This window comes from Pseudomonas sp. B7, assembly GCF_016735645.1.
Taxonomy (GTDB): domain Bacteria; phylum Pseudomonadota; class Gammaproteobacteria; order Pseudomonadales; family Pseudomonadaceae; genus Aquipseudomonas; species Aquipseudomonas glycinae.
This window is the reverse complement of the sequence record NZ_JAERRE010000003.1, coordinates 136,856-160,801: the sequence shown is the minus strand read 5'-3', so window position 1 is coordinate 160,801 and position 23,946 is coordinate 136,856. Positions and strand designations below refer to the sequence as shown.

Annotated in this window: 25 protein-coding genes; 13 read left to right on the top strand and 12 right to left on the bottom strand. The window is 62.6% G+C overall.

The genetic code is table 11. From position 1 onward, the window contains the following. Nucleotides 1-23 precede the first annotated feature (23 nt). Both JKA62_RS09375 and JKA62_RS09370 read left to right on the top strand, forming a co-directional pair. On the top strand, nt 24-563 hold the full coding sequence (locus JKA62_RS09375) for a chalcone isomerase family protein (RefSeq protein ID WP_201817536.1): 540 nt from the start codon (nt 24-26) through the stop codon (nt 561-563). Nucleotides 564-690: 127 nt separating this feature from the next. After that, on the top strand, nt 691-1,959 hold the full coding sequence (locus JKA62_RS09370; protein ID WP_373423149.1) for an Nramp family divalent metal transporter: 1,269 nt from the start codon (nt 691-693) through the stop codon (nt 1,957-1,959). On the opposite strand, the gene JKA62_RS09365 is transcribed toward JKA62_RS09370, so the two are convergent. After that, on the bottom strand, nt 1,956-2,849 hold the full coding sequence (locus JKA62_RS09365; RefSeq protein WP_201817795.1) for a LysR family transcriptional regulator: 894 nt from the start codon (nt 2,847-2,849) through the stop codon (nt 1,956-1,958). The two genes, JKA62_RS09370 and JKA62_RS09365, sit on opposite strands and share 4 nt — an antisense overlap. An 18-nt stretch (nt 2,850-2,867) precedes the next feature. Here JKA62_RS09365 and JKA62_RS09360 point away from each other — a divergent pair, with 18 nt between their 5' ends. Next, nucleotides 2,868-3,566 carry an NADPH-dependent F420 reductase gene (locus JKA62_RS09360; protein ID WP_236676490.1) on the top strand — a complete coding sequence of 233 codons (699 nt, stop codon included), beginning with the start codon at nt 2,868-2,870 and terminating at the stop codon, nt 3,564-3,566. Between the two features lie 117 nt (nt 3,567-3,683). Here the strand turns inward: JKA62_RS09360 and JKA62_RS09355 are convergent, their stop codons facing one another. From JKA62_RS09355 to JKA62_RS09345, 3 genes are read right to left on the bottom strand one after another with little or no spacing between them, the layout of a single operon-like run. Beyond that, nucleotides 3,684-4,865 carry an acetyl-CoA C-acetyltransferase gene (locus JKA62_RS09355; protein WP_201817535.1) on the bottom strand — a complete coding sequence of 394 codons (1,182 nt, stop codon included), beginning with the start codon at nt 4,863-4,865 and terminating at the stop codon, nt 3,684-3,686. An 11-nt stretch (nt 4,866-4,876) separates the two neighbouring features. After that, nucleotides 4,877-5,542, bottom strand: a complete 666-nt coding sequence (locus JKA62_RS09350) for a CoA transferase subunit B (protein ID WP_011333516.1) — start codon at nt 5,540-5,542, stop codon at nt 4,877-4,879. 24 nt (nt 5,543-5,566) lie between these two features. Continuing rightward, the gene (locus tag JKA62_RS09345) at nt 5,567-6,265 is read right to left on the bottom strand and encodes a CoA transferase subunit A (protein WP_007956274.1); all 699 of its coding nucleotides are present in this window, start codon (nt 6,263-6,265) and stop codon (nt 5,567-5,569) included. Nucleotides 6,266-6,438: 173 nt separating this feature from the next. On the opposite strand from JKA62_RS09345, the gene JKA62_RS09340 reads away from it, so the two are divergent. After that, nucleotides 6,439-7,317 (top strand): LysR family transcriptional regulator, encoded by an 879-nt coding sequence (locus JKA62_RS09340; protein WP_201817533.1) that lies wholly within the window; start codon nt 6,439-6,441, stop codon nt 7,315-7,317. Nucleotides 7,318-7,327: 10 nt separating this feature from the next. Here JKA62_RS09340 and JKA62_RS09335 read toward each other — a convergent pair whose 3' ends face one another. Then, the gene (locus JKA62_RS09335; RefSeq protein WP_201817530.1) at nt 7,328-8,170 is read right to left on the bottom strand and encodes an NAD-dependent protein deacetylase; all 843 of its coding nucleotides are present in this window, start codon (nt 8,168-8,170) and stop codon (nt 7,328-7,330) included. Between the two features lie 82 nt (nt 8,171-8,252). Then, nucleotides 8,253-9,299: a class I SAM-dependent methyltransferase gene (locus JKA62_RS09330; RefSeq protein WP_201817526.1), complete on the bottom strand. Its 1,047-nt coding sequence runs from the start codon at nt 9,297-9,299 to the stop codon at nt 8,253-8,255. A gap of 309 nt (nt 9,300-9,608) precedes the next feature. Between JKA62_RS09330 and JKA62_RS09325 the strand changes: the two genes are divergently transcribed. The 3 genes from JKA62_RS09325 (at nt 9,609) to JKA62_RS09315 (ending at nt 12,678) form a co-directional block, all read left to right on the top strand. Then, nucleotides 9,609-10,925 carry an acetamidase/formamidase family protein gene (locus JKA62_RS09325; RefSeq protein WP_201817523.1) on the top strand — a complete coding sequence of 439 codons (1,317 nt, stop codon included), beginning with the start codon at nt 9,609-9,611 and terminating at the stop codon, nt 10,923-10,925. Between the two features lie 171 nt (nt 10,926-11,096). Continuing rightward, nucleotides 11,097-11,936: an HvfB family MNIO-type RiPP peptide maturase gene (locus JKA62_RS09320; protein WP_201817520.1), complete on the top strand. Its 840-nt coding sequence runs from the start codon at nt 11,097-11,099 to the stop codon at nt 11,934-11,936. Beyond that, nucleotides 11,929-12,678, top strand: coding sequence for an HvfC family RiPP maturation protein (locus tag JKA62_RS09315; protein WP_201817518.1), 750 nt, complete (start codon nt 11,929-11,931; stop codon nt 12,676-12,678). The genes JKA62_RS09320 and JKA62_RS09315 overlap by 8 nt, the downstream gene beginning before the upstream one ends. Before the next feature lies 1 nt (nt 12,679). On the opposite strand, the gene JKA62_RS09310 is transcribed toward JKA62_RS09315, so the two are convergent. From JKA62_RS09310 to JKA62_RS09295, 4 genes are all read right to left on the bottom strand, one after another. Further along, nucleotides 12,680-13,714 (bottom strand): NAD(P)/FAD-dependent oxidoreductase, encoded by a 1,035-nt coding sequence (locus JKA62_RS09310; protein ID WP_201817515.1) that lies wholly within the window; start codon nt 13,712-13,714, stop codon nt 12,680-12,682. Further along, nucleotides 13,701-15,881: a hypothetical protein gene (locus JKA62_RS09305; RefSeq protein ID WP_201817514.1), complete on the bottom strand. Its 2,181-nt coding sequence runs from the start codon at nt 15,879-15,881 to the stop codon at nt 13,701-13,703. The genes JKA62_RS09310 and JKA62_RS09305 overlap by 14 nt, the downstream gene beginning before the upstream one ends. A 92-nt stretch (nt 15,882-15,973) precedes the next feature. Beyond that, nucleotides 15,974-17,278, bottom strand: a complete 1,305-nt coding sequence (locus tag JKA62_RS09300; protein WP_201817512.1) for an ATP-binding protein — start codon at nt 17,276-17,278, stop codon at nt 15,974-15,976. Continuing rightward, the gene (locus JKA62_RS09295) at nt 17,275-18,015 is read right to left on the bottom strand and encodes a response regulator (protein WP_011333526.1); all 741 of its coding nucleotides are present in this window, start codon (nt 18,013-18,015) and stop codon (nt 17,275-17,277) included. The genes JKA62_RS09300 and JKA62_RS09295 overlap by 4 nt, the downstream gene beginning before the upstream one ends. A 306-nt stretch (nt 18,016-18,321) precedes the next feature. Between JKA62_RS09295 and JKA62_RS09290 the strand changes: the two genes are divergently transcribed. The 3 genes from JKA62_RS09290 to JKA62_RS09280 all read left to right on the top strand — a co-directional run bounded on the left by JKA62_RS09290 (nt 18,322) and on the right by JKA62_RS09280 (nt 20,251). Continuing rightward, on the top strand, nt 18,322-18,591 hold the full coding sequence (locus JKA62_RS09290) for a DUF2790 domain-containing protein (RefSeq protein WP_007956290.1): 270 nt from the start codon (nt 18,322-18,324) through the stop codon (nt 18,589-18,591). 29 nt (nt 18,592-18,620) lie between these two features. Next, nucleotides 18,621-18,959: a hypothetical protein gene (locus JKA62_RS09285; RefSeq protein WP_201817511.1), complete on the top strand. Its 339-nt coding sequence runs from the start codon at nt 18,621-18,623 to the stop codon at nt 18,957-18,959. Nucleotides 18,960-19,036: 77 nt separating this feature from the next. Continuing rightward, the gene (locus JKA62_RS09280; RefSeq protein ID WP_201817510.1) at nt 19,037-20,251 is read left to right on the top strand and encodes a cytochrome c biogenesis protein DipZ; all 1,215 of its coding nucleotides are present in this window, start codon (nt 19,037-19,039) and stop codon (nt 20,249-20,251) included. An 18-nt stretch (nt 20,252-20,269) separates the two neighbouring features. On the opposite strand, the gene JKA62_RS09275 is transcribed toward JKA62_RS09280, so the two are convergent. Further along, nucleotides 20,270-20,731, bottom strand: coding sequence for a GNAT family N-acetyltransferase (locus JKA62_RS09275; RefSeq protein WP_201817509.1), 462 nt, complete (start codon nt 20,729-20,731; stop codon nt 20,270-20,272). A 229-nt stretch (nt 20,732-20,960) separates the two neighbouring features. Here JKA62_RS09275 and JKA62_RS09270 point away from each other — a divergent pair, with 229 nt between their 5' ends. Continuing rightward, entirely contained in the window at nt 20,961-21,233 is a 273-nt protein-coding gene (locus tag JKA62_RS09270; protein WP_007957179.1) for a DUF4242 domain-containing protein, read from the top strand. A gap of 25 nt (nt 21,234-21,258) precedes the next feature. Further along, a complete protein-coding gene (locus JKA62_RS09265) occupies nt 21,259-22,071 on the top strand; it encodes a class I SAM-dependent methyltransferase (RefSeq protein ID WP_201817508.1) in 813 nt (270 codons plus the stop codon). A 52-nt stretch (nt 22,072-22,123) separates the two neighbouring features. On the opposite strand, the gene pcsA is transcribed toward JKA62_RS09265, so the two are convergent. Further along, nucleotides 22,124-22,846, bottom strand: coding sequence for a phosphatidylcholine synthase (gene pcsA, locus JKA62_RS09260; RefSeq protein WP_041475528.1), 723 nt, complete (start codon nt 22,844-22,846; stop codon nt 22,124-22,126). 260 nt (nt 22,847-23,106) lie between these two features. Here pcsA and JKA62_RS09255 point away from each other — a divergent pair, with 260 nt between their 5' ends. After that, nucleotides 23,107-23,832: a tellurite resistance TerB family protein gene (locus tag JKA62_RS09255; protein ID WP_011333532.1), complete on the top strand. Its 726-nt coding sequence runs from the start codon at nt 23,107-23,109 to the stop codon at nt 23,830-23,832. The last annotated feature ends 114 nt before the right edge of the window (nt 23,833-23,946 follow it).

Below are 23,946 nucleotides of genomic sequence, written 5' to 3'. Positions count from 1 at the left end.
GGTTTACCGGAGTCGATACCGCGATGAGCAATACACCGAAGTGGTTGCGTGGATGCTGCGGGATCGGCTTGTGGGCCTTGCTGCTGACACCTACCTGGGCCAGCTGGCAGGACGCAGTCCCCGGCGCACAGATCATCGGCACCGGCGATTTCAGTGTGTTCGGCTTCGACGTCTACAACGCCCGGTTGTGGAGCGCGGCGCGACCGCTAGCCGACGGCCAACCCTTTGCCCTTGAGCTGATCTACCGACGCTCCATTTCCCGCGACGATCTGGTAAAGGCCAGCGTCGACGAGATCAAGCGTCTGGCCGGTTCCTCCCTCAGCCCGGTGAAATTGGCCGTGTGGCAAACCCAGATGCAGCAATCATTTGTCGACGTGCAGGCCGGTACGCGGATCACCGGAGTGTATTTGCCGGGCCAAGGCGCGCGGTTCTTTGTCGGGCAGCAGTTGCAGCATGAAATTAATGATCCGCAGTTTGCCCGGGCATTTTTTGACATCTGGCTTGACCCGCGCACGCGCAGTCCCGAGCTGCGCCAGCAATTGCTGGGCGACGCCAAACCTTGAGTCCATCACATCGGCGCTTGGGCACGCCGACTGAAACGTCTAAGCTGCGCCTTTCGACTTGTTTCTGGATGTGTTCGTGAAATTCAGTTTGCCCAAAATCGCCACTGCGCCGTTCTGCCCGCCGGAAGTGGCCGGCAGTGTCCCGGTCGATCCCAACGCCTCGTTCTTCAAACGCGTGCTGCGCTTTGCCGGCCCCGGTTTGCTGGTGTCGATCGGCTACATGGATCCGGGCAACTGGGCCACTGCCATCGAGGCCGGTTCGCGCTTCGGTTACAGCCTGTTGTTCGTGGTATTGCTGGCGAGCCTGGCGGGCATGGTTGTGCAATGCCTGTGCTCGCGGCTGGGCATCGCCACCGGGCGCGATCTGGCGCAGCTGTCCCGCGAACGCTACAGCACCCCGACGGCGCGGCTGCAATGGGTGCTGGCGGAAATCTCGATCATCGCCACCGACCTTGCGGAAGTGCTCGGCTGCGCGCTGGCGTTTCACCTGTTACTGGGTTGTTCGCTGACGTTCGGCATCGCCCTGACCGCATTCGATACGTTGCTGGTGCTGGCCCTGCAAAACCGCGGTTTCCGCCGGCTGGAGGCGATCATGCTGGTGCTGGTGGGCACCATCGGCGCGTGCTTCTTTGTCGAGTTGCTGCTGATCAAACCGTACTGGCCGGATGTCGCTCAAGGCTTCACACCGTCGCTGTCGGCGATCAGCGATGCTGCGCCGTTGTACCTGGCTATCGGCATCCTCGGTGCCACGGTGATGCCACACAACCTGTACCTGCACACCTCGATCGTGCAGACGCGGCTGATCGGCAAGGATCTGGCCAGCAAGCAGGATGCGGTGAAACTGGCGCGCATCGACACCATCGGTTCGCTGGCGCTGGCGTTGCTGGTCAACGCGGCGATCCTGATACTCGCGGCGGCCGCTTTTCATCAGTCCGGGCACACCGACGTGGTCGACATCCAGGACGCCTATCACTTGCTCGATCCACTGGTGGGCGGCGCGCTGGCCAGTGTGCTGTTCGGCGTGGCGCTGCTGGCGTCGGGGCAGAGCTCAACCTTCACCGGCACCATCGCCGGGCAAGTGATCATGGAAGGCTATCTGAATCTGCGGATTCCCTGCTGGCAACGACGCCTGATCACCCGTGGGCTGGCGCTGATCCCGGCATTCATCGGCGTGTGGCTGATGGGCGACGGCGCGGTGGGCAAGTTGCTGGTGCTGAGCCAGGTGGTGTTGAGCCTGCAATTGCCGTTTGCGCTGTATCCGCTGATTCGCATGACCAACGACAAACAACTGATGGGGCCGTTTGTGAATCGGTTACCGACGCAGGTGCTGGCGTGGGGATTGTTTGTGCTGATCAGCGGGGCGAATGCCTGGTTGATTCTGCAGCTGGCGGCCTAGCGGCCAAACGCTTCGACCACAAAATCAATGAACACTCGGGTCTTGGCCGGCAGCAAGGTTCGGCTCGGGTAGTACAACGATATTGCGCCGGCATCGCATTGCCAGTCGGGCAACAGCTGCACCAGTTCACCGCGTTCGATCTGCGCGCTGACATCCGGCAGCACCAGCATCGTCACGCCCAAGCCCAGCAGCGCGGCCTTGCGCATGGCCATCGGGTCATTCAGCACGATGCTCGGGTTGAGCAGGGCGCTGGCCTGTTCGCCGGTTTCGTTGTGCATCTGCCATTGGCGCAGGCGCCCGGTGCGCAGGCCGCGCATGACGATGCCCTGGTGATCGGCGAGATCAGCCGGATGTCGCGGCAGGGTACGGCCCGCCAGATACGCCGGCGACGCCACCGCCAGCACTTCGGCGGACGACAATGGCCGGGCGACTACGCCGGGTGTCAGCTCGAATCCGCCGCCAATCGCTACGTCGTAACCCTCGGCGATCAAGTCCACCTGACGATTTTCGAAGTGCCATTCCGGGCGAATCAACGGATAGCGCGCCAGAAACTCCGGCAATAGCGGCAGCATGTGATCGATGCCGAACGTCGGCGGCAGGCTGATCTTGAGCACGCCCGCCGGCTCTCCGCGCTCGGTCGCCACCGCAGCAATCGCGGCCTGCAAGGCATCGAGGTTGCCGCCGATACTCGCCAGAAAACCTTCACCAGCCTCGGTCAGCGACAGCTTGCGGGTCGAGCGCTGGAACAGCCGCACGCCGAGGTTGCGTTCAAGAATTGCCACGTTGCGACTGACCGCCGCCGGGGTCAGCGCCAGCAACCGTGCGGCGGCGGAGAAGCTGCCGGTCTCGGCGCTGCGGACGAAAGATTCCAGATTGGCGAGGGTTTCCATGGATTCGACCTGATAGCGATGCTTGAAGATCATTCAAGGCATTACCGGCTAATCAAGTGGGAATGGCAAGCGCAAGATTCGTTTCGAGTCTTACCTCACTTTCAGGAGAACACCATGAGCACTATCGGAATCATCGGCGCTGGCGCCATCGGTTCAGCGTTTGCCAAAGCCTTGTCGCGTCAGGGCATCCCGTTGGTCATCGCCAACAGTCGCGGGCCGGAGACCCTGGCTGAACTGGTCGCAGAACTCGGCCCGACCGCTCGCGCCGTTACCCGTGAAGAAGCCGCCGCCCAGGACATCGTGCTGGTCGCGGTGAACTGGTCGAAACTGCCAACCGCACTGGCCGGTCTGCCGGACTTCGGCGGGCGGATCGTCATCGACGCCAACAACTCGATTGAAGCTCCGTCCTTCAAACCGGTGGATTTGCAGGGGCGGCCGTCCAGCGAAGTGTTCGCCGAATGGGTGCCGGGCGCGCGGGTGGTCAAGGCGTTCAACCACTTGCTGGCGCGTTTGCTGGAAGCGGATCCGGCGTCGGAGGGCGGCAAGCGCGTGCTGTTCCTGTCCGGAGATGACGCTCAGGCCAAGGCTGAAGTGGGCGCGCTGATTGATCAGCTCGGTTTCTTCGGTATCGATCTGGGCGAGTTGAGCGTGGGTGCGCGACTGGTACAGTTCCCCGGCGGACCATTGCCGGTGCTGAATCTGGTGAAGTTCGCCTGACGGCCGGGCAAAAAAATACCCGGTGCGACGTGAGTCGTACCGGGTTTTGTTGCCAACGGGCAGTGGATATCGTGGATCCGCCGCCCGCTGTGAACTCGCTTTTGTAACTCTGCGGCCTTACGCGCGTTCCAGCGCCAGGGCCACGCCCTGACCGCCGCCGATGCACAGGGTCGCCAGACCCTTTTTCGCATCACGTTTGATCATTTCGTGCAGCAGGGTCACCAGCACACGGCAGCCCGATGCACCGATCGGGTGACCGAGGGCGATGGCGCCGCCGTTGACGTTAACCTTGTCCAGATCCCATTGCAGATCCTTGGCCACCGCCAGCGATTGCGCGGCGAAGGCTTCGTTGGCTTCGATCAGATCCAGCTGGCCGATGTTCCAGCCAGCCTTGTCCAGGCAGCGGCGAGTGGCGGACACCGGGCCGATGCCCATGATTGCCGGGTCGACGCCGGCGTTGGCATAAGCGGCGATCTTCGCCAGCACCGGCAGGCCCAGGGCTTTGGCTTTTTCGGCGCTCATCAGAATCACGGCAGCCGCGCCGTCGTTCAGCGATGAAGCGTTGCCGGCGGTGACGCTGCCGTCCTTCTTGAAGGCCGGACGCAGTTTGGCCAGGGATTCGGCGGTGGTGTCGCCGCGAGGCTGCTCGTCGACCTTGAACGCCACCGGATCGCCTTTGCGCTGCGGGATCAGGATCGGAGTGATTTCATCGACAAAGCGCCCGGTCTCAATGGCCGCAGCGGCTTTCTGTTGCGACGCGGCAGCGAAGGCGTCTTGCTGCTCGCGGCTGATCCCGTATTTCTCGACCAGATTTTCGGCGGTGATACCCATGTGGTAATCGTTGAACGCATCCCACAGGCCATCGCTGATCATGGTGTCGACGATTTGCGCGTGCCCCATGCGCAGACCGGTGCGTGCGCCCGGCATGACGTAGTTGGCCAGGCTCATGTTTTCCTGGCCGCCGGCGATGATTACGTCTGCGTCGCCGCAACGGATCGCCTGTGCACCGAGGTGCAGGGCCTTGAGGCCCGAGCCGCAGACCTTGTTCAGGGTCATGGCCGGCACGGCGTGTGGCAGGCCGGCCTTGATCGCCGATTGGCGCGCCGGGTTCTGGCCGGCGCCGGCGGTCAGCACCTGGCCCATGATCACTTCATCGACCTGAGCACCGTCCAGACCGGTCTGCTCAAGCAACTGGCGGATGACCGCTGCGCCCAGATCCACGGCGGAGACGCTGGCCAGCGATCCCTGGAAACTGCCGATCGCGGTGCGCGTGGCGGCAACAATGACGACGTCTTGCATTTTCGAATTCCTCACTCGGCAGCGAACTGCATTTCCGGTACGTGATCCGGGACGATCAGTTTACCAGCGGTTTTGGCGACGATTTCCTCGACGCTGACGCCAGGTGCGCGTTCCTTGAGGACAAAAGCGCCATTTTCGATTTCCAGGTACGCAAGGTCAGTCAGCACGCGCTTGATGCAACCGGCGCCGGTCAGCGGCAGGCTGCATTGGCTCAGCAACTTGGACTCACCGTCCTTGGACGCGTGGGTCATGATCACGATGATGTTGTCGGCGCCGGCCACCAAGTCCATCGCGCCGCCCATGCCCTTGACCAGTTTGCCCGGGATCATCCACGAGGCGATGTTGCCTTGCACGTCCACTTCGAAGGCGCCGAGCACGGTCAGGTCGACGTGGCCGCCGCGGATCATGGCGAAGGACTCGGCGGAGTTGAAAATCGATGCGCCGATGCGCGCAGTTACGGTTTGCTTGCCGGCGTTGATCATGTCGGCGTCGATGGTGTCTTCAGTCGGGAAAGGGCCCATGCCGAGCAGGCCGTTTTCCGATTGCAGCATGACTTCCATGCCTTCGGGGATGTAGTTGGCGACCAGGGTCGGAATGCCGATGCCGAGGTTAACGTAGTAGCCGTCCTGCATTTCGCGGGCGACGCGTTGAGCCATTTGTTCGCGGGTAAGTGCCATGTTCTTGTTCTCCGTCAGCCTGGATTATTTGCGGATGGTGCGTTGTTCGATGCGTTTTTCGAACGTGCCGCAAATGACCCGGTCGACGTAGATGCCGGGCGTGTGGATGTGTGCGGGATCCAGCTCGCCGGGTTCGACGATTTCTTCGACTTCGACCACGGTGATCTTGCCGGCAGTGGCGGCCAGCGGGTTGAAGTTCTGCGCGGTGTGGCGGTAGATGACGTTGCCGAAATGGTCGGCTTTCCAGCCTTTGACGATGGCGAAGTCGCCGGTGATGGACTCTTCCATCAGGTACTTGCGACCGTGGAATTCACGTACTTCCTTGCCTTCGGCGACCGGGGTGCCGACGCCAGTAGCCGTGAAGAACGCCGGGATGCCGGCGCCGCCTGCGCGCATTTTCTCGGCGAGGGTGCCTTGCGGGGTCAGTACGACTTCGATGTCGCCTTTGAGCAGTTGCTCTTCGAACAGTTTGTTTTCGCCGACGTAGGAGGCGACCACCTTGCTGATCTGGCGGTCGGTCAGCAGCACGCCGAGGCCGAAGCCATCAACGCCGCAGTTGTTGGAGACGACGGTGAGGTCGCGGGTGCCCTTGCGCTTGATCTCGGCGATCAGGTTTTCCGGAATGCCGCACAGGCCGAAGCCGCCGGCGATCACGGTCATGCCGTCTTCAAGACCTGCCATGGCTTCCTCGTAGGAATACACGCGCTTGTCGAAACCTGCCATATGCACCTCTTTTATTGTTTGTCGGGCGGCTGGCTAGCCGAATGACTGGAGTGTCGCGCTGCGGGATATATTTGTTAAGTTGATTTTTAAGGTTGATTGATTGATAAAGCTCATTAAATGTCCGCCGTGGTCGGCGGACGGATGTTCAGCTTAGTCCGTCGAGTAACACAACCATGACCATCAAGCAGATACGCGCTTTTCTCGCCGTGGCCCAAAGCCTGAGCTTTGCCGTGGCCTGCGAGCGCCTGCACCTGTCGCAATCGGCGCTGAGCCTGACCATCAAGGCGCTGGAAGAGGGCCTCGGCGGGCGCCTGTTCAGCCGCAACACGCGCAACGTGGCGCTGACCCCGGAGGGCGAATCGCTGCTGCCGCTGGCCCGGCGCCTGATCGCCGACTGGGACAATGCCGAAGACGAAATGCGCCAGCGCTTCAGCCTGCAGCGTGGGCGGGTGACGCTGGCGGCGATGCCGTCGTTTGCCGGCAATCTGCTGCCGCCGATCCTCAAGACCTTCCGCGCGCGCTATCCAAACGTCAACGTGACAGTCAACGACGTGATCAACGAGCAAGTGCTGGAAATGGTTCGCGATCGTCAGGTCGAACTCGGCGTGGCCTTCGAGCCGATGCAGAGCACTTCGCTGACGTTCACGCCGCTTTACCGCGATCGCTTTGTCGCCGTCGTGCCGCAGGATTCGCTGCTGGCCGACCGTAGCGACATTGATTGGCAGACCTTGCTGCAGGAACCGTTCATCACCCTGCAACGACCGTCCACGGTTCGGGTGATGCTGGAAGAACACCTGCAGGCCCGAGGGATGAAACTGCCGGTGGAGTTTGAAAGCCATCAACTGGCGACGGTCGGGCGGATGGTGGCGAGCGGGCTGGGCGTCAGTGCGGTGCCGGCCTTGTGTGCCGGGCAGATGCGCGAGTTGGGCGCGCATTGCCTGACCTTGCACGAGCCGGTGGTGGAGCGGGCGATTGGCGTGCTGACGGATCCGGGGAATGAACTGTCGGCGGCGGCGCAGGCGCTTTTTGACATTCTCAAGGCTGAACACTGACCTGGGCAGGTCATGAAATCAGGCGTTGTGTCAGCAACGGTAATAGCTGTTCGCAGGACGCTTCAATCTTCAAATCCAGCAACTCATCCGCCCGCGTTTTCCCCAGATTGATCGCGATCAGCGGCTTGCCCCGGTCCGCAATCACCCGGCACAGGCGAAACGCCGAATACGCCATCAGCGACGAACCCACCACCAGCATCCCGGCGGCATTTTCCGCCAGCGCCATGGCCCGTGCCGCTGTTGGCTGTGCCACGTTCTCACCAAAAAACACCACGTCCGGTTTCATCCGCTCGCCTGCGCAGTGCGGACAGTGTGGCACCTGAAAGCGCGCCTCGAACGCCGGGTCGAGCAGGGTGTCGCCGTCCGGTGCCTGCACGGCATCGACGCCCGCCAGATACGGGTTCTGCGTTTCCATCAATTGCTGAATCGAATCCCGCTCGCTGCGCTGCCCGCAATCCAGGCACAACACACGGTGCAGGCTGCCGTGCAGTTCGATGACGTCGTGACTGCCGGCCTGATCATGCAGGGTGTCGACATTTTGGGTAATCAAACCGCCGATCCGGCCGTGGCTTTGCAGACTGGCCAGCGCCTCATGGGCGGCGTTCGGCTGCGCCTGACGTACACGCGGCCAGCCGAGCATGGCCCGGGCCCAATAGCGCCGACGCGACTCCGGGGCGGCGAGGAATTCCTGGTACATCATTGGCTGCCGGCCACGGCGCACACCGTCGCTGTCGCGGTAATCCGGAATACCCGACGGCGTACTGATGCCGGCGCCGGTCAGCACAATAAAGTCGCCATCGGCCATGATTTGTTGCAGAGAGTCGAGCGGGTCGGGCAGGGGACGGTCGAGCATGATCAGCGCTCCGCAGGCTGTAAGTGCCTTGCAGGTTAGCACCGACAGACGCCTCTTTTCAGAGGCGTCCGCTGCCCGGCGGTTACTTGCGTGCCTCCAGGATCAGGTTGAACGGCGTCTGCGTCGCCCGTCGGAAGTGTTTGAAGCCCGCTTCGGTAAATACCTTGCGCAGGCGCAACTCGCCGGCCTGCGCACCTAGGCCGAGGCCCACTTCCTGGGACAGCGAATTTGGTGTGCAGATGAACGTTGACGCTGCATAAAACAAGCGCCCGACCGGTGTGATGTTTTCGTCCAGGGTGTCGTTGGCAAACGGCTCGACCAGCAGCACCGTGCCGTCGTCTTTCAGGGATTCAAAGGCGTGTTTGGCAGCTCCGACCGGATCGCCCATGTCGTGCAGGCAGTCGAAATAGCAGATCAGGTCATAGTCATCGCCGGGGTAGCTTTTCGCCGTGCCCTGGAAGAACCGCGCGCGACTGCTGACGCCGCCTTCTTCGGCCCGTTGGGTGGCGACGGTGATCGAAGGCGCGTGATAGTCGTAGCCGACGAATCGCGAGTTGGGATAGGCCTGGGCCATGATTACCGTGGATGCACCGTGACCGCAGCCGATGTCGGCGACTTTGGCGCCTGCTTCGAGTTTGGCCACCACGCCGTCCAGCGCCGGCAGCCACTCGGCGATCAAATGCCCCTTGTAGCCGGGGCGGAAAAAGCGCTCGGTGCCGGTGAACATGCACGGATGGTGATCACCCCACGGCAGGGCGCCGTTGCCGCGCATGGCTTTGACCAGTTTGTCCTTGTCATGGAAAAACGATGCCACCACGCCGAGGCCGCCGGCCACGTACACCGGCGAATCTTCCTTGGCCAGGGCCAGCGCCTGTTCTTCCGGCAAACGAAACTTGCCGTCGTGGTGTTCCATGTAGCCGGACGCCGCGTGGGCGCTCAGCCATTCGCGCACCAGTCGCGGGTTGCAGGTAGTTTTTTCGGCAAGGGTTTCGGGGCTGATCGGCTGACTGTCGGCCATCGCCCGGTAAAGGCCGAGTTCTTCGCCGACAATGACATTGGCCAGCATCGCCGCGCCGCCCATGTCGTTGACCAGTTTGCCCATGAATTCGTTGAGTCTGGCCTCGTCCATTTCATGTGCTCCTTTGACAGGATCACAGTCCGGTGGCGTTTGGGGGTCGAGGCATTCACCACCGGGCGGTGGTCGTGGAAACGGGCAGGGCGACACTGCTGTCCTGCGTCCCCCTCGACTGGGTACTGATTGAGTCTAGCCGCTGTTGGCGCCGGTGGGAGCGGGCTGCGTGGATATCGAGGCTTGTATCGTTGTGTATCGCGACGGTGCGTGGATACACAGACCGACCATTGCAGCGTTGGCCGGACACAGCGCCGATACAAACCTGCGTTGAACTGAGCCGCCCAGCCTGCCAACGAGGTGATTTCCATGAGCGCTCCCATTCAGCTGTCCGTCGAACGGCTGCACGTCAACCAGTACACCAACGGCCTGATCGGCCCAGGCCAGAAGATGCGCGGCCCGCTGGCCGACGGCGGCACGCTGGTCACGGGGACGCCGCCGGGGTGCTGGGGGCCGATGATCACGCCGTCATTCGAGGGCGGCCATGAAGTGACGCAACCGGTGTACATCGAAGGCGCCGAGGTCGGCGATGCGGTAGCGATCAAGATCAAACGCATGCAGGTCACGTCCCACGCCACGTCGTCAGGAGTGATGAGTTTTGTTGAAGGGCGATATCACGGCGATCCGTTCGTCGCCAAATACTGCAGCCAGTGCGGCACCGAACACCCGGCCAGCCATGTGGAGGGGATCGGCGAGGAGGCGATTCGCTGCAACCATTGCGGCGCCGAAGTCAGTGCGTTTCGCTTCAGCCACGGTTACGTGATCGTGTTCGACGCCGAGCACCAGGTCAGCCTGACGGTCAATCAAGAGGTGGCGGATCGTCTGGCCGGCAAGGCGTCGCAGGTGTCGGCGTTGCCTGAAATGGCGGCGCAGCACTCGATTCTGTCCCTGGCCCGGGCCGACATGCCCGGCGTGGCGGCGCACATGCGGCCGTTTCTCGGCAACATCGGCACCACGCCGTCGCGGGATATGCCGGACTCGCATAACTGCGCCGATTTCGGCCAGTACCTGATCGGCGCCCCGCACCGCTTCGGCATGACCCGCGAGGAATTGCATGCGGCCAAGACCGATGGCCACATGGACACCAATTCAATCCGCGAGGGTTGCGTGCTGATCTGCCCGGTCAAGGTGCCGGGCGCCGGGGTGTACATGGGTGACATGCACGCGCAGCAGGGCAACGGCGAAATCGCCGGCCACGCCACCGATTGCTCGGGGGAAACCGAGGTACAGGTGCATGTGATCAAGGGCCTGACCCTGGAGGGGCCGATCCTGCTGCAGAACCTCGACGATCTGCCGCCGATGGCCCGGCCGATGAGCGCCGAGCAACTGCGCCATGTTCGTGAACTCGGCGCCCGCTGGGGTCAGCACGAGGTTCCGGCCACCGGGCCGATCACCTTCATCGGCAGCGGCGAAAACCTCAACGTCGCGGTGGAGAACGGCCTGCAACGGGCCGCCGCCGTCACCGGCCTGCCATACGATGAAGTGCTCAACCGCGCGACCATCAACGGTTCGATCGACATCAGCCGTTTGCCCGGCACGGTGCGGGTGACGTTCCTGTGCCCGATGGACGTGCTCGATCGCCTCGGCATTGGTGACCTGGTCCGCGAGAAGTACGACCTCGCGTAACTCGCCGCTCACCAAGACGGCAGCGGGTCTGTATCCCACTGTGTACAGACCCGCCGCCGATACAAAACCCGCCACTTCCCGCGCATTGCCCACACAGCCGCGATACACCCTGCGGTTTAACTGAGCCTGTCAGTCGCCACGCCCGGCGACTCCTCAGCAGAGATCTTGCCCATGCAGATTCCCCACCCCACCTTGCAGGCCAGCGTCGGGCTCGGCTTGCGTCGCGGCTTGATGAAAGACCTGCAAGCCGCGCGCACCGGCGATTTCGACTTTCTCGAAGTGGCGCCGGAAAACTGGATCGGCGTCGGCGGTGCCCATGGCGCCGCGCTGCGTGAACTGGCCGAGCGCTATCCGTTGTCCTGTCACGGGTTATCGTTGTCGCTCGGTGGTTCGGCGCCGCTGGACGTCGATTTTCTCCGGGAAGTGCGGACCTTTCTCGATCATCACAAAGTGCCGCTGTATAGCGAACACCTGAGCTATTGCAGCGACGACGGCCACCTCTACGACCTGCTGCCGCTGCCGTTCACCGAAGAAGCGGTGCACCACGTCGCCGCTCGGGTCCGCCAGGCCCAGGACATTCTTGGCCGGCGTCTGGCGGTGGAAAACGTTTCCTACTACGCCGCGCCCCGGCAGGAGATGGACGAAGTGACCTTCACCAATGCCGTGCTGCGCGAGGCCGATTGCGACCTGCTGCTGGACGTGAACAACGTCTACGTCAACTCGATCAACCACGGTTTCGATCCGCAGACGTTCCTGGCTGCGATTGAGCCGGGCCGGGTGGTCGGCATGCACGTGGCCGGGCACTTCGACGAGTCCGACACGCTGAAGATCGATACCCACGGCGCCTCGGTCAAACCGGTGGTCTGGTCGTTGCTGGCCGACGCCTATGCCCGATTCGGTGCGCAGCCGACGTTGCTGGAGCGGGATTTCAATTTCCCGGCGTTTTCTGAACTGGTGGCCGAGTTGCAAACCATTCGCCGCCTGCAATCCGAAGGAGGCCCGCGTGGATAATCTTCTGCGGCAACAACAGGCCCTGACCCGCTATTTGCGCGATCCAGAACATGAAGCGCTGCCGTCCGGCATGAACGCGGCGCGGGTCAATGTCTATCGCGATCTGGTGTTCAACAACGTCTCGCAACTGCTGGGCGGTACGTTTCCGGTGCTGATCCGGATCATCGGCCATCAGCGCTGGCGCACATTGATCCGCGGCTTCCTTCGGGACTACCGGGCGCAGACGCCGAAATTCGGCGAGATCGCCGAGGAGTTTGTCGGTTACCTCGCCTCGGAACCGGCCGTGTTGAGCGAGGGTGACTGGCCGGCGTTCCTGGTGGAGCTGGCGCATTACGAGTGGGTAGAAATGGTGTTGCAGCAGTCCGACGCCGAAACTTTGCTCGCGAGTGATCCGGCGCACTTGCAGGAGCGGCCGTTGCGGGTTTCGGCGCTGGCCTGGCCGTTGGCGTACACCTGGCCGGTGCAGATGCTCGGGCCGGATCATCAACCGGCCACACCACCGGCCCAACCGACGCTGTTGCTGGTGCGGCGAACGGCGGACTGGAGCGTGAAGTTTTCCGAGCTGAGCCCATTGGCCTGGCGGTTGTTGCAGCGCATCGAGGAGTTACCGTTGTTGAGCGGTAATGAGCAACTGCAAGGATTGGCGTTGGAGGCGGGGTTGCCCGGAACTGCGTCGTTCATGGAAAGCGGACTGGCGTTGTTACGGCAACTGCATGAGGACGGGGTGATCGGCGTTGTCTGAGTCAGACATGAGGTTGCAGCCAGCGTGGCGGGTCAGGATGAAGGCGATAGAAGCGACGCAGTTGTTCCATGTCTTTCTCGAACCAGTCGCCCAGCCATTGGCTGTATTGCCTCTGAGCCGACGATTGCACAGAGGGTTGCCCGATGCAGTCGGACACCACCTGCGCGGCCTGCATGCCGGTCATCAAGGCCTTGAGCACGCCATGGGAAGACGCCGGGTCAAGCTGACTGGCCGCGTCACCGACCATGAAGTAGCCGTTACCGGCGACTGCCGTGCTGATCCGCCACGTTACATCGGCGCCGTGGATGGCGCCTTGCGTGGGCAAGTGTTGCAGCTGCTCTGGAATCGCCGGGCGGCGCAGGTTCGGCGCGTCGAAGGCCAGATGCGTCCAGTGCGTCAATTGCGCCTGCACGTTTGCGATCCACGTCCATCCACCGGGAACTGCTGACAAGTGCGGTGCGTGCCGATAAGCGAGTGGACAACCCCGGACGTAACCGTAGCGGGCAATCAGGCGTGGCGAACAGCGGCGGATGGTCAATCCCAGCTGTCGATGCAGCCAGGCTGACGCGCCGCTGGCATCGATCACATAGTCGGCGTGCAACGGGCCTGAATCGGTTATGACACCGCGCACGCGACTCTTCTCGCCAAGGACGGCGAGAGCGCGACACGGCTGGTGCACCATCACCCCCAACGCTGCGGCGTGCTGCAATAACGCTGTGTCCAGCGTTGCCCGGGGAATCTGAAAGCCTCGCCATGAACCCTTGTCGTCACTGCCGAAGCCTTTGAAGCGCAGCGGCCCGTTCCATTGCACCCAGTGCCCGTTGAAACGCAGCGCATCCTGCACACACAGTTGCCCGGCGACGCCCAGTTGCGCCAACACGGGTTCGATGCCTGGATGCAGGCTCTCACCGGGGCGAAATCGCGGGAATTCCTGACGCTCGATCAATGCCACGTGCAGAGCGCGTTGTGCGCAACCGATCGCTGCCGCCGATCCCGCCGGACCGCCACCGATCACCACGACATCAAAGGGCTTCAAGGGCGAGTTGCCACGCAGCATTTTCGTATTTGACCAGTATCGTTTCGGCGCTGACGAACAGTCGCACTTGTTGTTTGACTTGCACATCCCTCCATTTGAAGTCTTCGGCAGGGATGCTCATGACGCCGCGTTCGTACATCAGGAAGCGAAAGACCCAACCGCGCAACACGATGCCGACCTGCTGTTGCGCCGATTCCAATTCCGGATCGGGTCGCTGCACCTGGATGAAGGACAGCAACGGCCACGTATTACGCAAGGCCTTGTCGGTTCCCGCACCGAGTACGTTGTACACGCGGTACATCGAGAGCACCCGGTCTTGATATTCCTGCTGGGTGATTGCGCCGGTCTGCTGCAGGGAGAATCTGTTTTCAAGGGCGACTTGTGTGTAATCGCTGTATTCGTAGGCGCGATAGCGGACGAACGTCCGACCCTGATGCTGGATCAGCTGCGCGGGTGGTTGGTTGTCCCAGGCGACGGCGCTTCTTCCGGTTTCCGCATCGGTCAACGGGATAATGGTGTGCAGGCTGGAGCGGGGCTCGAAAGTGCTCGCGGAGTCGGGTGCCAGGCCTGGCCAGAAAGAGCCCAGTGCTGCGCAGATTCTGGCGTCCTCGGGAAAAGGACTGGCCATCTGGTAACCGGCGAGATGGTCGATCCAGCTACCGTCCGGGCTTTGCTCACGCACTCGGCCTACCCCCCAACCCGGGGCGAAAAGTCCGGCTTCGCCGTCCGGCAATGTGGAAGGACGGTCGATGCCGACAGGGCGTGTGCCGGTCAGCGGCCATGAGACCGACTTGCGCGGCAAACCGACAATCGCGGTGACTCCCCGATCCTCCGGGGAGAACGGCTGACCCGCGAGTGTCAGGTTGGCGCAATAACGCACATTCGATAACGCCTGCAGTCGGGCATGCCAGATGCTCAAGCCGGTGAAGGCTGGCACCTGGCTGGCCCAGTGCATCAGGCGCCGTGGGTGGCAAAACGGAAAGAAATCCGGGGTGGCAATGATCGAATAGGCAGGAATCGACTGCAGATGCCCCAGCGACGTGCAGTGCGCGCGGATGTAACCGTCGGCCGTGCCGTCCCGATGGTGCAGGGCGCGATAGCCGCCTTGCTTCACCAGCTCGGCGACACCCTCGCGGTGGTTCAGATCTTCGATGGTGCCATTGTCGTGGAGCATTGACCGACCATGGATCATGCCCCCCGAGTCCCAGGGCATCGTGAATGACAACAACTGGCCCCGGTACCAGGCCTGCTCGGCGAGCCGGGGTCTGGGCCGGGGCAGCAGTAGACTCGACCCCGATCCGCGCTCCACCTCCAGCGTTGCCAGACCATCGGTGATGACAAAGGGCGACTGGGAAATATCCGGTTCTTGCCAGCCGGTGTCGCTGTGACGCAGATGGATGTGGCGAATCTTTTCATTGATATGAAAAGCTTTGAATTTCACCTCCAGATCCAGTCCCGCAAGGCATTCCTTGCCATCGAACAGCTTGTGCATCGGCACCCAGAATTTCAGTGCGGGATCGACGTCCGGCTGAGCATCCATCGGGCCGAACTGTTCGTGATTTCCTTGGCGTTGCACGGCGATATAGGCGCTGTAATGCACCGGCATTATGCGAATGCCGTAGGGGTCGTCCTGAACGAACGGCAAGAAGCAGCGCAGCTTGGGGGCGTACAGGGCGCTGGTATTGCCCACACGCGCAATACCGCTGCGCGAGTAACACAGATCGGCGTGCTCACCATGCACCGTATCGGCGGCGCAACGGTACTCGCTGGCAAACACTGCCACGGCCAGCGGTTCGCCCTGGGCCTTTCGCTGCAAATCCTTGAGCGAGGGTGGACGGACGCCGAAGACGTAGTTCAGAACAGCCCGGATCTCGACAGGGGTTGGATAGGTTTGCAGGGGCTGACCACTTGCATCGCGCGTGACCCTCGGCGACGCCAGCGCATGGAAGAGCAGGCTTTGAGCAGGCCGGGCAGGTTCGATCGCCCGATCGCCGGCCGGGCCAAAGTCTTCAAAACCGGGAAGTGACCGGTCGATACGCAATGGTTTGAGCAGTTCGTCCTTGAGCGGTACGGCGAGAATATCCAGACCATGAGCCAGCATCAGCGAGTGCCAGCCGCCCGGCGCGAGCCGCCGACAGGCTTGAGTGACAGAATCGAGCAGAGACATGGTTCACCACGCGACGGCTGAGCGAGGTGTCATCCCACAATAATTCTGCCTGGCCGGCTACTGTCAGATCTGACAGTAGCGACCGCTGGTGCTCAGCTCAATGGCAGTTTCAGCTCCGCACACAACCCGCCACCTTCGCGATTGCTCAGCGTCAGCGAACCGCCCAGCGCCAGCGCCAGTTGCTGAGCGATCGCCAGCCCCAGCCCGGTGCCGCCGGTGCTGCGGTTGCGCGAGTTTTCCACGCGGTAGAAAGGCTCCATCACCTGGGCCAGCTCTTCTTCGGCGATGCCCGGGCCGCGATCCATGACCTTTATCGACAGACTGCTCTTGTCGCGTTGAATCAGCAGCTCGGCAGCCCCGGCGAACTTCAGCGCGTTGTCGGTCAGGTTGACCAGCACCCGGCGCAACGCGTGGGGGCGGGTGTCGATGACCGCGTCACTCTTGCCGCTCAACTGCACTTCCTTGCCCATGTCCTGATAGTCGAACACCAGGCTGTCGAGGAACGAGTCCAGATTGGTGCGTCGGCTTTCTTCAGTCGAGCCGTGGATGCTGCGGGCGTAGGCCACACCTTCGCGCACCAGATGCTCCATCTCACCGAGGTCGCTCCACAGTTTGTCTTTCTCGGCGGAATCGTCCATGAACTCCGCCCGCAGTTTCATGCGGGTGATCGGGGTTTGCAGGTCGTGGGAAATCGCCGCCAGCAGTTGCATGCGCTCCTTCAGGTACGCGGCGATGCGCGCCTGCATCGAGTTGAAAGCGCGGGCGGCGTAAGCCACTTCGTTCGGGCCTTTTTCGTCGAGGTTGATCGGGTGCGCGTTGGGGTCGAGGGTTTCCACGGCGTTGGCGAGGCGGGTGAGGGGGCGGATGGCGATGCGCACCGCCAGCCAGGTGCAGGCGAGCATCAGCGCCAGTTGCCCGAGCAATACCACCGGCAGCCATGGCGACAGCGGCACCATCGACGGGCGCACATCGATGGTCACCGGGCTGCCGTCGCTCAGGCGCAGGTGGCCTTGAAAGTGTTTTATCGGGCCGGGAATATCGGTGAACGTCAGCGGATAGGCCTCGCCAATTGCGTCGGTAATCGAGGTGACGGCAATCGGCACGTCCTGCGGGTCCAGCGGCGTGCCCGGTTCGCCTTCGCTCAGCAGATAACCGTAGTTCTTGCGCGCCAGGCGTTTGAGCCACATCGGGCGTTCTTCGGCGGGCAGCCGATCAAGAATGGCAATCGAGGTCGAGACGTCGGTTTCGAGGTTGCCGAGCATGGTGTTTTTCGCGCTTTCGTAGCGCTCGTAATACTGCGCGCCGAACGACAGCGCCTGAGCGAGGATCAACCCGATCAGAAAAATCAGCGACAAGCGCGAGGCAAGGGTGCGCGGCCAGCGCAGGGCGAGATTCATGCGGGGGCTCCGAGGACTTCGACCGGCAACGAGAACACATAGCCTTCGCTGCGCACGGTCTTGATGTAGGCCGGTTCACGGGCGTCATCCAGCAGGCGCTGGCGCAGGCGACTGACCAGCAGATCGATGGACCGGTCGAACAGATCGGCGTCACGGCCCTGGGTCAGATTCAGCAATTGATCGCGGCTCAGCACCCGTTGCGGATGGTCGAGGAACACGCGCAACAGACGGTATTCCGCGCCACTCAGCGCGACCATGGTGCCGTCCTTGTCCAGCAGATGCCGAGCCGATGTGTCGAGCTGCCAGCGACCGAACGCCAGCAGCCGACCGCTTTCGGTGACCACCAGGTTCGGCGGCAGCATCCGGGTGCGGCGCAGCACGGCATTGATCCGCGCCAGCAGTTCGCGGGCGGCGAACGGTTTGGTCAGGTAATCGTCAGCGCCCATTTCCAGACCAAGGATGCGGTCGGTTTCATCATTGCGTGCGGTGAGCATCAGGATCGGCGTGGCTTTGTGTTTGCCCGAGCGCAATTCGCGGCACAGCAGCAGGCCGTCGTCGCCGGGCATCATGATGTCGAGCACGATCAGGTCGACGGTGTTGGCTTCCAGAAAGCTGCGCATCTGCCGGCCATCGGCAACCACCGTGGTGCGCAGGCCGTTCTTCTTCAGGTAATTGCCGACCAGTTCGCGAATCTCGCGGTCGTCGTCGACGATCAGGATGTGATCGACATGTTCCATGGGGCCAAACCTCAATCAAAGGGGATTGCCGGGCAGTCTATCGAGCCTGCGCGAGGCCGCCTGCCTGCCTTTGTATTGCAGTGTATCCAGCGCTGTGACGGATACACGCCGACGCAAAAAGCGGATTTTTACAGGGTTTTGTATCGCTGTGTATCCCGGGCGCGCGCGGATACGTAGCGATTTATACACGGCATTTGCCGACACATGCGCGATACCTCGCGAGCTTTAAATGAGCTCCATCGAGGCACACACAGAACGCCTCGGCCCAATCAACGATTCAACCATTGAAGCCCCGAGGAAAACGCCATGAACACCAAGACCAAATCGATCGCTGCCGCTTGCCTGTTTGCCGCTCTGAACATCTGCACCCTGTCGGCCCGCGCCGAAGCCGATGTCACCCCGCAAACCTACTCCTACGGCAGCCACCTGGACATCCAGAAAGTGGTGTCGCTGAAACAGGACAACTCGATGACCTGCGGCATCGTCGACGCCCGCCTGACCTACCTCGACTCGGCCGGCAAGACCCAGGTGCTCGACTACCGCAAATTCGCCGACGGCTGCAACGAAGACAACTGATTACCCACCTCTATAAAAGGAACATCGCCATGAACAACGTATCGCGCTATCTGACCGCTGTTGCCTTCTCCCTCGCCGGCGTCGCAGCCCACGCCAACGCTGCCGTCGAACAGAACAGCTGTGGCAGCAGCACCTGCTTCCAACTGGCTCCGGTGGCCAAGCCGGTCAGCGACGGCCTGATCGCCGCCGATGGCGCCAGCCGCACGCCACAGGGGCAGACACTGGCCGCCGACGGTTCCAGCCGCACACCGCAGGGGCAAATGGTCGCCGCCGACGGTTCCAGCCATACGCCGCAAGGCCAGATGGTGGCTGAAAACGGTGCCAGCCGTACGCCACAAAGCCAATGGCTGGACAGCCAGACGGTTTGAGGATTGAAGGGGGCTGCCCGTAACGGGCGCCCCCCGAACCACTCAACAGACCACCCCTCATTCAAAAGGTGAACCTCATGTTTCTCATCGCTTTCCTGGGCGGTCTGTTGACTGTCCTCAGTCCCTGCATCCTGCCGGTGGTGCCGTTTCTGTTCGCCGGAGCCGACCGCACCCGTTCTTCGATCCTGCTGACCCTCGGCGGCATGGCCCTGACCTTTGCCCTGATCTCCAGTCTGGCGGTGGTCAGCAGCGAGTGGGTGATTCAGGCCAGCAACACCGGTCGCCATATCGCGCTGGCGGTAATGGTGCTGTTTGCGCTGTCGCTGATTTCCGCGCGTATCGGTGACTGGCTGGCCCGGCCCTTCGTGCTGCTGGGCAATCGCCTCGACCCCGACGCCCGGAAAAAGACCGGACCCATGGCCTCGATCATGATCGGTGTCGCCACCGGTCTGCTGTGGGCGCCGTGCGCCGGTCCGATCCTCGGCGTGATCCTCACGGGTGCCATGCTGCAAGGCGCCAACGCCCAGACCAGCCTGTTGCTGCTGGCCTACGGTGTGGGCAGTGCGCTGTCGCTGGGGACGCTGATTTTCGCCGGTCGCGGTCTGGTCAATCGGCTGAAACCGTCGATTCCGTTCACCGGCTGGTTCCGCCGCGGCGCGGGTGTTGCGGTGCTGGCGACGGCGGCGGTGATCGCCACCGGTGCCGACAACCTGCTGCTGGCCAACACCTCGTCCCAAGGCGTGGCATCGGTAGAGAAAAGCGTGCTGGAAAACGTGCCGAAGGTGGTGGACTACTTTGTCAGCAAAGTCCGTGCAGACTCGACTGAAGACGAGGCGAGCAAAGGCGCGATGCCATCGCTGTCCGGCGCGGTGCAGTGGCTGAACTCTCCGGAACTGAGCGCTGAGTCCCTGCGCGGCAAAGTGGTGCTGGTGGACTTCTGGACCTACGACTGCATCAACTGCCAGCACACCCTGCCGTACGTGAAGGAGTGGGAGAAGAAGTACGGCAAGGACGGTCTGGTGGTGATCGGCGTGCACACCCCGGAATACGGTTACGAGCGGATCATCGACAACGTCAAGGATCAAGTGCACAAGCTCGGCATCACCTACCCGGTGGCCATCGACAACAACTACGCGATCTGGCGCAACTTCGATAACCAGTACTGGCCGGCGCATTACCTGGTCGACGCCAAGGGCCAGGTGCGTTACACCCACTTTGGCGAAGGCAGTTACCAGGCGCAGGAGCAGATGATTCAGCAACTGCTCAAGGAGGCCAAGGCGCCGGCTGCGTAAACCGCAAAACTCAATGGCTCACAGGTCGCGCACCATGAGCCATTGTTCGTTGCCCCAGGCGTGAAAACGCTCCAGCACCGTCCAGCCGCGTTTGGCGTAATAGTCCCGTTTGTTCTGGGTGTGCAGGTAGAAACGCGGCAGGCCCCGGTGTTTCGCTTCTTCAGCGATTCCCGCGATCAACCTCTCTGCCAGGCCCTGGCCGCGTGATTCGGGGCTGACCAGCACACAGGCCAGCCACGGCTCCAGATCCGGTCGAAGGGCAAGGTCCGCCCGGGCCAGTGCCGCACCGCCCAGCAGTCGATCCCCGTCCAGCGCAATCAGGCAACGCCAGTCACCATTGGTCTGGCCCTCGGCAAATTCGCGCTGCCATTCGGCCAGTGGCTGCTCGGCATATTCGTAGTGAAACTGGCGGTGGATCCATGCCGCGTAGGTGTCGCTGTGCTGCATGTGATCGGTGAGCCATTCGAAGCGCAAGGACATGATCGAATTCCGTTTCGGGAGAGGGTCTGCATGAGAGCCGATCAGCCGGCGCGTTGGCAACCCCCCGACAGTGTTTCGGGGCCTTTACAAAATCCCGCCACTCATCGGCCAACGCCCGGTTTCACGGGCTCTCCGGACGATTGGCAGGGACGCCGCACGGCGCCCGCGCGATAGTGGGCGAGCAGGGCCGCCACGGCTCTGACATCCATAAAAAGAAAGCGAGGTTGCCATGCCGAAGTTCGTGATTGAACGCGAGATTCCAGGAGCCGGAAAGCTATCGGAGCAAGAACTCAAGGCCGTGTCGCAAACGTCCTGCAACGTGCTGCGTGAACTCGGACCAGAGGTGCAGTGGCTGCAGAGTTATGTGACGGCCGACAAGATCTATTGCGTGTACATCGCACCCAACGAGGAACTGGTGCGCGAACACGCCAAGCGTGGGGGATTTCCGGCCAACAGCGTGTCCCGGGTGACGAGCATCATCGACCCGACGACCGCCGATTGACCCCTCTGCCGTGGAGCCCCCATTCATGAGTACCCCTATTGATCTCACTGCCCTGAAGGAACGCCAAAGAGTCGCCTGGGCCAGTGGCGACTACGCCGTGATCGGCACCACCTTGCAGATCGTCGGCGAAACCCTCGCCGAAGCCTGCGACCTGCGCTGCGATGAAGAAGTGCTGGACGTTGCTGCCGGTAACGGCAATGCCACGCTGGCGGCGGCGCGCCGGGGTTGTCTGGTGACGTCCACCGACTATGTCGCGGCGCTGCTGGAACGCGGCCAGGACCGGGCGCGCGCCGAGCATCTGGACGTGACCTTTCAGGTCGCCGATGCCGAAGCGCTGCCGTTTGCCGACTCCAGTTTCGACGCGGTGCTGTCGACCTTCGGCGTGATGTTCGCCCCGGATCAGGCGAAGGCGGCCAAGGAGCTGGCGCGGGTCTGCCGCCGTGGTGGCCGGATCGGCCTGGCCAACTGGACACCGGAAGGTTTCGTCGGCCAGATGTTCAAGACCCTCGGGCGCTATCTGCCACCGCCACCCGGTGCGCAACCGCCCTCGAACTGGGGCGCGGAAGCCTGGCTGCATTCGCATTTCGACGATCGCCAGTTTCAGTTGCAGGTGACTCGGCGCCATTTCAACTTCCGCTATCGCTCGGCGGCGCATTTCATTGATGTGTTTCGCCACTGGTACGGCCCGGTACACAAGGCGTTCGCGGCGTTGCCGCCGGAGAGCGGGCAGGCGCTGGAGACGGATCTGACGCTACTGATCGACGGGCTGAACCGGGCGGGGGCGGAATCGATGGTGGTGCCGAGTGAATATCTGGAGGTCGTCATCACCAAGCGCTGAAACCATTGTGGGAGCGAGCTTGCTCGCTCCCACAGGGATTGCGACAGGGCTTCTATTTCAGATGCGCACCGTCAAACCACTCCAGCGCCGTGCGCCAGATGCAGATGCCGAGAAAGTACGCCGACGCCAGCAGCCACAGGCCCATCACCAGCGGGTTGATCACCGGGTGGTTCAGCACCAGCGACAGACTGCACAGCAGCCAGATCGCCGTCACCGCAATGTTGATCGGCATGAACCGGCGTACCCGGAAAGGATGGAGGAATTTCATGCGGGTCACGGTCAGCAGCGCCAGGCCGATCACCGTCAGGAAGGTGAGCCACGGCCCCGGATCGATGATGTACAGACACAACGCAACCACGTTCCAGGCGGCGGGGAAGCCGACGAAATAGTTGTCCTTGCTCTTCATGTTGACGTTGCAGAAGCAGAACAGTGACGACACCAGAATCAGCGATACGGTCAGCAGCAGGGTGTAGTCGGGCAGGGGAATGTAGCGATAGATGAACAGCGCCGGAATGAACACATAGGTCAGGTAATCGATCACCAGATCGAGGATCGATCCGTCGAAACTCGGCAGCACCGACTGCACGTTGACCTTGCGTGCCAGCGCCCCGTCGAGGCCGTCGACGATCAGCGCCACGCCGAGCCACATCAGGCAGTGGATTGGCTGGTTTTCCAGCAGGGCAAGGGTGGCCAGAAAAGCGGTGACCACGCCGGTCGCGGTGAAACCATGGGCGCCCCAGGCCTTGAGCCTGGCGATGTGGACGGTCGATATCACGAAGGCGTTCTCCAGAAAATGCAGCAAGCCGCGTAAACCCTTGGGCAGCAAGGGCGGCGACCAACCGGGTCGGGGTTGCAGCTATCGACCGGTCGGGCCGGGTCAAGGTTCACCCATTCGTGAAGATTAGCTGGCCGGGGAAAAATTTCTCTGGAGAATCACTCGCCCATGGCCACGTCAGCCCAACGGTGCTGGCGCAACGCATCAGGAGGGCTATCGTTGCCTGACGCAGTCATACCCCTTTGCCTGAGGACGACGTCATGAACACCAGCGATCTGCTCGAACAACTGCTGCGAGGCCAGGCCTCGGCGGGACAACCAGGTGGCGCGTCGGCCGGCGGGGGAGCGGGTGGGCTTGGCGGGTTGCTCGGCGGTCTGCTGGGCGGCGGCAGTGGCGGCGGTTCTGCTGCCGGAGGGCTGGGTGGCCTGGGCGGGTTGCTTGGCGGATTGCTCGGCGGTGGCGGGGCGCTGGGCGGCGGGACGCAGCGTCGTTCCGGCGGCACCAATTACGCAGCACTGGCCTCGCTGGGCATGATGGCCTTCCAGGCGTATCAGGCCTGGCAACGCAGCCAGGCTTCTGCTGCGCCGCAGCAAACCCCGCAAACCGCGGATCTGCTGTCGGGCCCGCAAGTCGAAGAACACAGCCACGCCGTCCTGCGTGCGTTGATCGCGGCGGCCAAGGCTGACGGGCGGATCGACGAGTCGGAAAAACACCTCATCAGCAGTGAAATCGGCAGGCACACCGATGACCCGAACCTGCAGCAATGGCTCGACGACGAGGTCGCCAAACCACTGGATCCCACCGAAGTGGCGCAGGCGGCGCAGAACGATCCAGCCATGGCCGCCGAGATGTACCTGGCCAGCGTGATGCTGGTCGACGATCAGCAGGACGCCGAGCGCAATTATCTGGATGAACTGGCAGCGGCGTTGCAGATTGACCCGGAGTTGCAGGTTCACCTCGAACAGCAAGCCAAAGGCACGGCCTGACCCTCTCATCCCACAGCCTTCGACCGCTCTGTTCAAGCAAGGAGCGAGCCGAAGGCTCCGTCCGTCAGGGCAATTTTCAAGCCGATTGAATTTTTGACGCGCCAAGCCTCTCTG

Coding starts and splice junctions, on each gene's coding strand:
- JKA62_RS09375 (WP_201817536.1), top strand. CDS start 24: ATGAGCAATACACCGAAGTGGTTGCGTGGATGCTGCGGGATCGGCTTG.
- JKA62_RS09365 (WP_201817795.1), bottom strand. CDS start 2,849: ATGGAAACCCTCGCCAATCTGGAATCTTTCGTCCGCAGCGCCGAGACC.
- JKA62_RS09360 (WP_236676490.1), top strand. CDS start 2,868: ATGCTTGAAGATCATTCAAGGCATTACCGGCTAATCAAGTGGGAATGG.
- JKA62_RS09355 (WP_201817535.1), bottom strand. CDS start 4,865: ATGCAAGACGTCGTCATTGTTGCCGCCACGCGCACCGCGATCGGCAGT.
- JKA62_RS09350 (WP_011333516.1), bottom strand. CDS start 5,542: ATGGCACTTACCCGCGAACAAATGGCTCAACGCGTCGCCCGCGAAATG.
- JKA62_RS09345 (WP_007956274.1), bottom strand. CDS start 6,265: ATGGCAGGTTTCGACAAGCGCGTGTATTCCTACGAGGAAGCCATGGCA.
- JKA62_RS09340 (WP_201817533.1), top strand. CDS start 6,439: ATGACCATCAAGCAGATACGCGCTTTTCTCGCCGTGGCCCAAAGCCTG.
- JKA62_RS09335 (WP_201817530.1), bottom strand. CDS start 8,170: ATGCTCGACCGTCCCCTGCCCGACCCGCTCGACTCTCTGCAACAAATC.
- JKA62_RS09330 (WP_201817526.1), bottom strand. CDS start 9,299: ATGGACGAGGCCAGACTCAACGAATTCATGGGCAAACTGGTCAACGAC.
- JKA62_RS09325 (WP_201817523.1), top strand. CDS start 9,609: ATGAGCGCTCCCATTCAGCTGTCCGTCGAACGGCTGCACGTCAACCAG.
- JKA62_RS09320 (WP_201817520.1), top strand. CDS start 11,097: ATGCAGATTCCCCACCCCACCTTGCAGGCCAGCGTCGGGCTCGGCTTG.
- JKA62_RS09305 (WP_201817514.1), bottom strand. CDS start 15,881: ATGTCTCTGCTCGATTCTGTCACTCAAGCCTGTCGGCGGCTCGCGCCG.
- JKA62_RS09300 (WP_201817512.1), bottom strand. CDS start 17,278: ATGAATCTCGCCCTGCGCTGGCCGCGCACCCTTGCCTCGCGCTTGTCG.
- JKA62_RS09295 (WP_011333526.1), bottom strand. CDS start 18,015: ATGGAACATGTCGATCACATCCTGATCGTCGACGACGACCGCGAGATT.
- JKA62_RS09290 (WP_007956290.1), top strand. CDS start 18,322: ATGAACACCAAGACCAAATCGATCGCTGCCGCTTGCCTGTTTGCCGCT.
- JKA62_RS09285 (WP_201817511.1), top strand. CDS start 18,621: ATGAACAACGTATCGCGCTATCTGACCGCTGTTGCCTTCTCCCTCGCC.
- JKA62_RS09280 (WP_201817510.1), top strand. CDS start 19,037: ATGTTTCTCATCGCTTTCCTGGGCGGTCTGTTGACTGTCCTCAGTCCC.
- JKA62_RS09275 (WP_201817509.1), bottom strand. CDS start 20,731: ATGTCCTTGCGCTTCGAATGGCTCACCGATCACATGCAGCACAGCGAC.
- JKA62_RS09270 (WP_007957179.1), top strand. CDS start 20,961: ATGCCGAAGTTCGTGATTGAACGCGAGATTCCAGGAGCCGGAAAGCTA.
- JKA62_RS09265 (WP_201817508.1), top strand. CDS start 21,259: ATGAGTACCCCTATTGATCTCACTGCCCTGAAGGAACGCCAAAGAGTC.
- JKA62_RS09255 (WP_011333532.1), top strand. CDS start 23,107: ATGAACACCAGCGATCTGCTCGAACAACTGCTGCGAGGCCAGGCCTCG.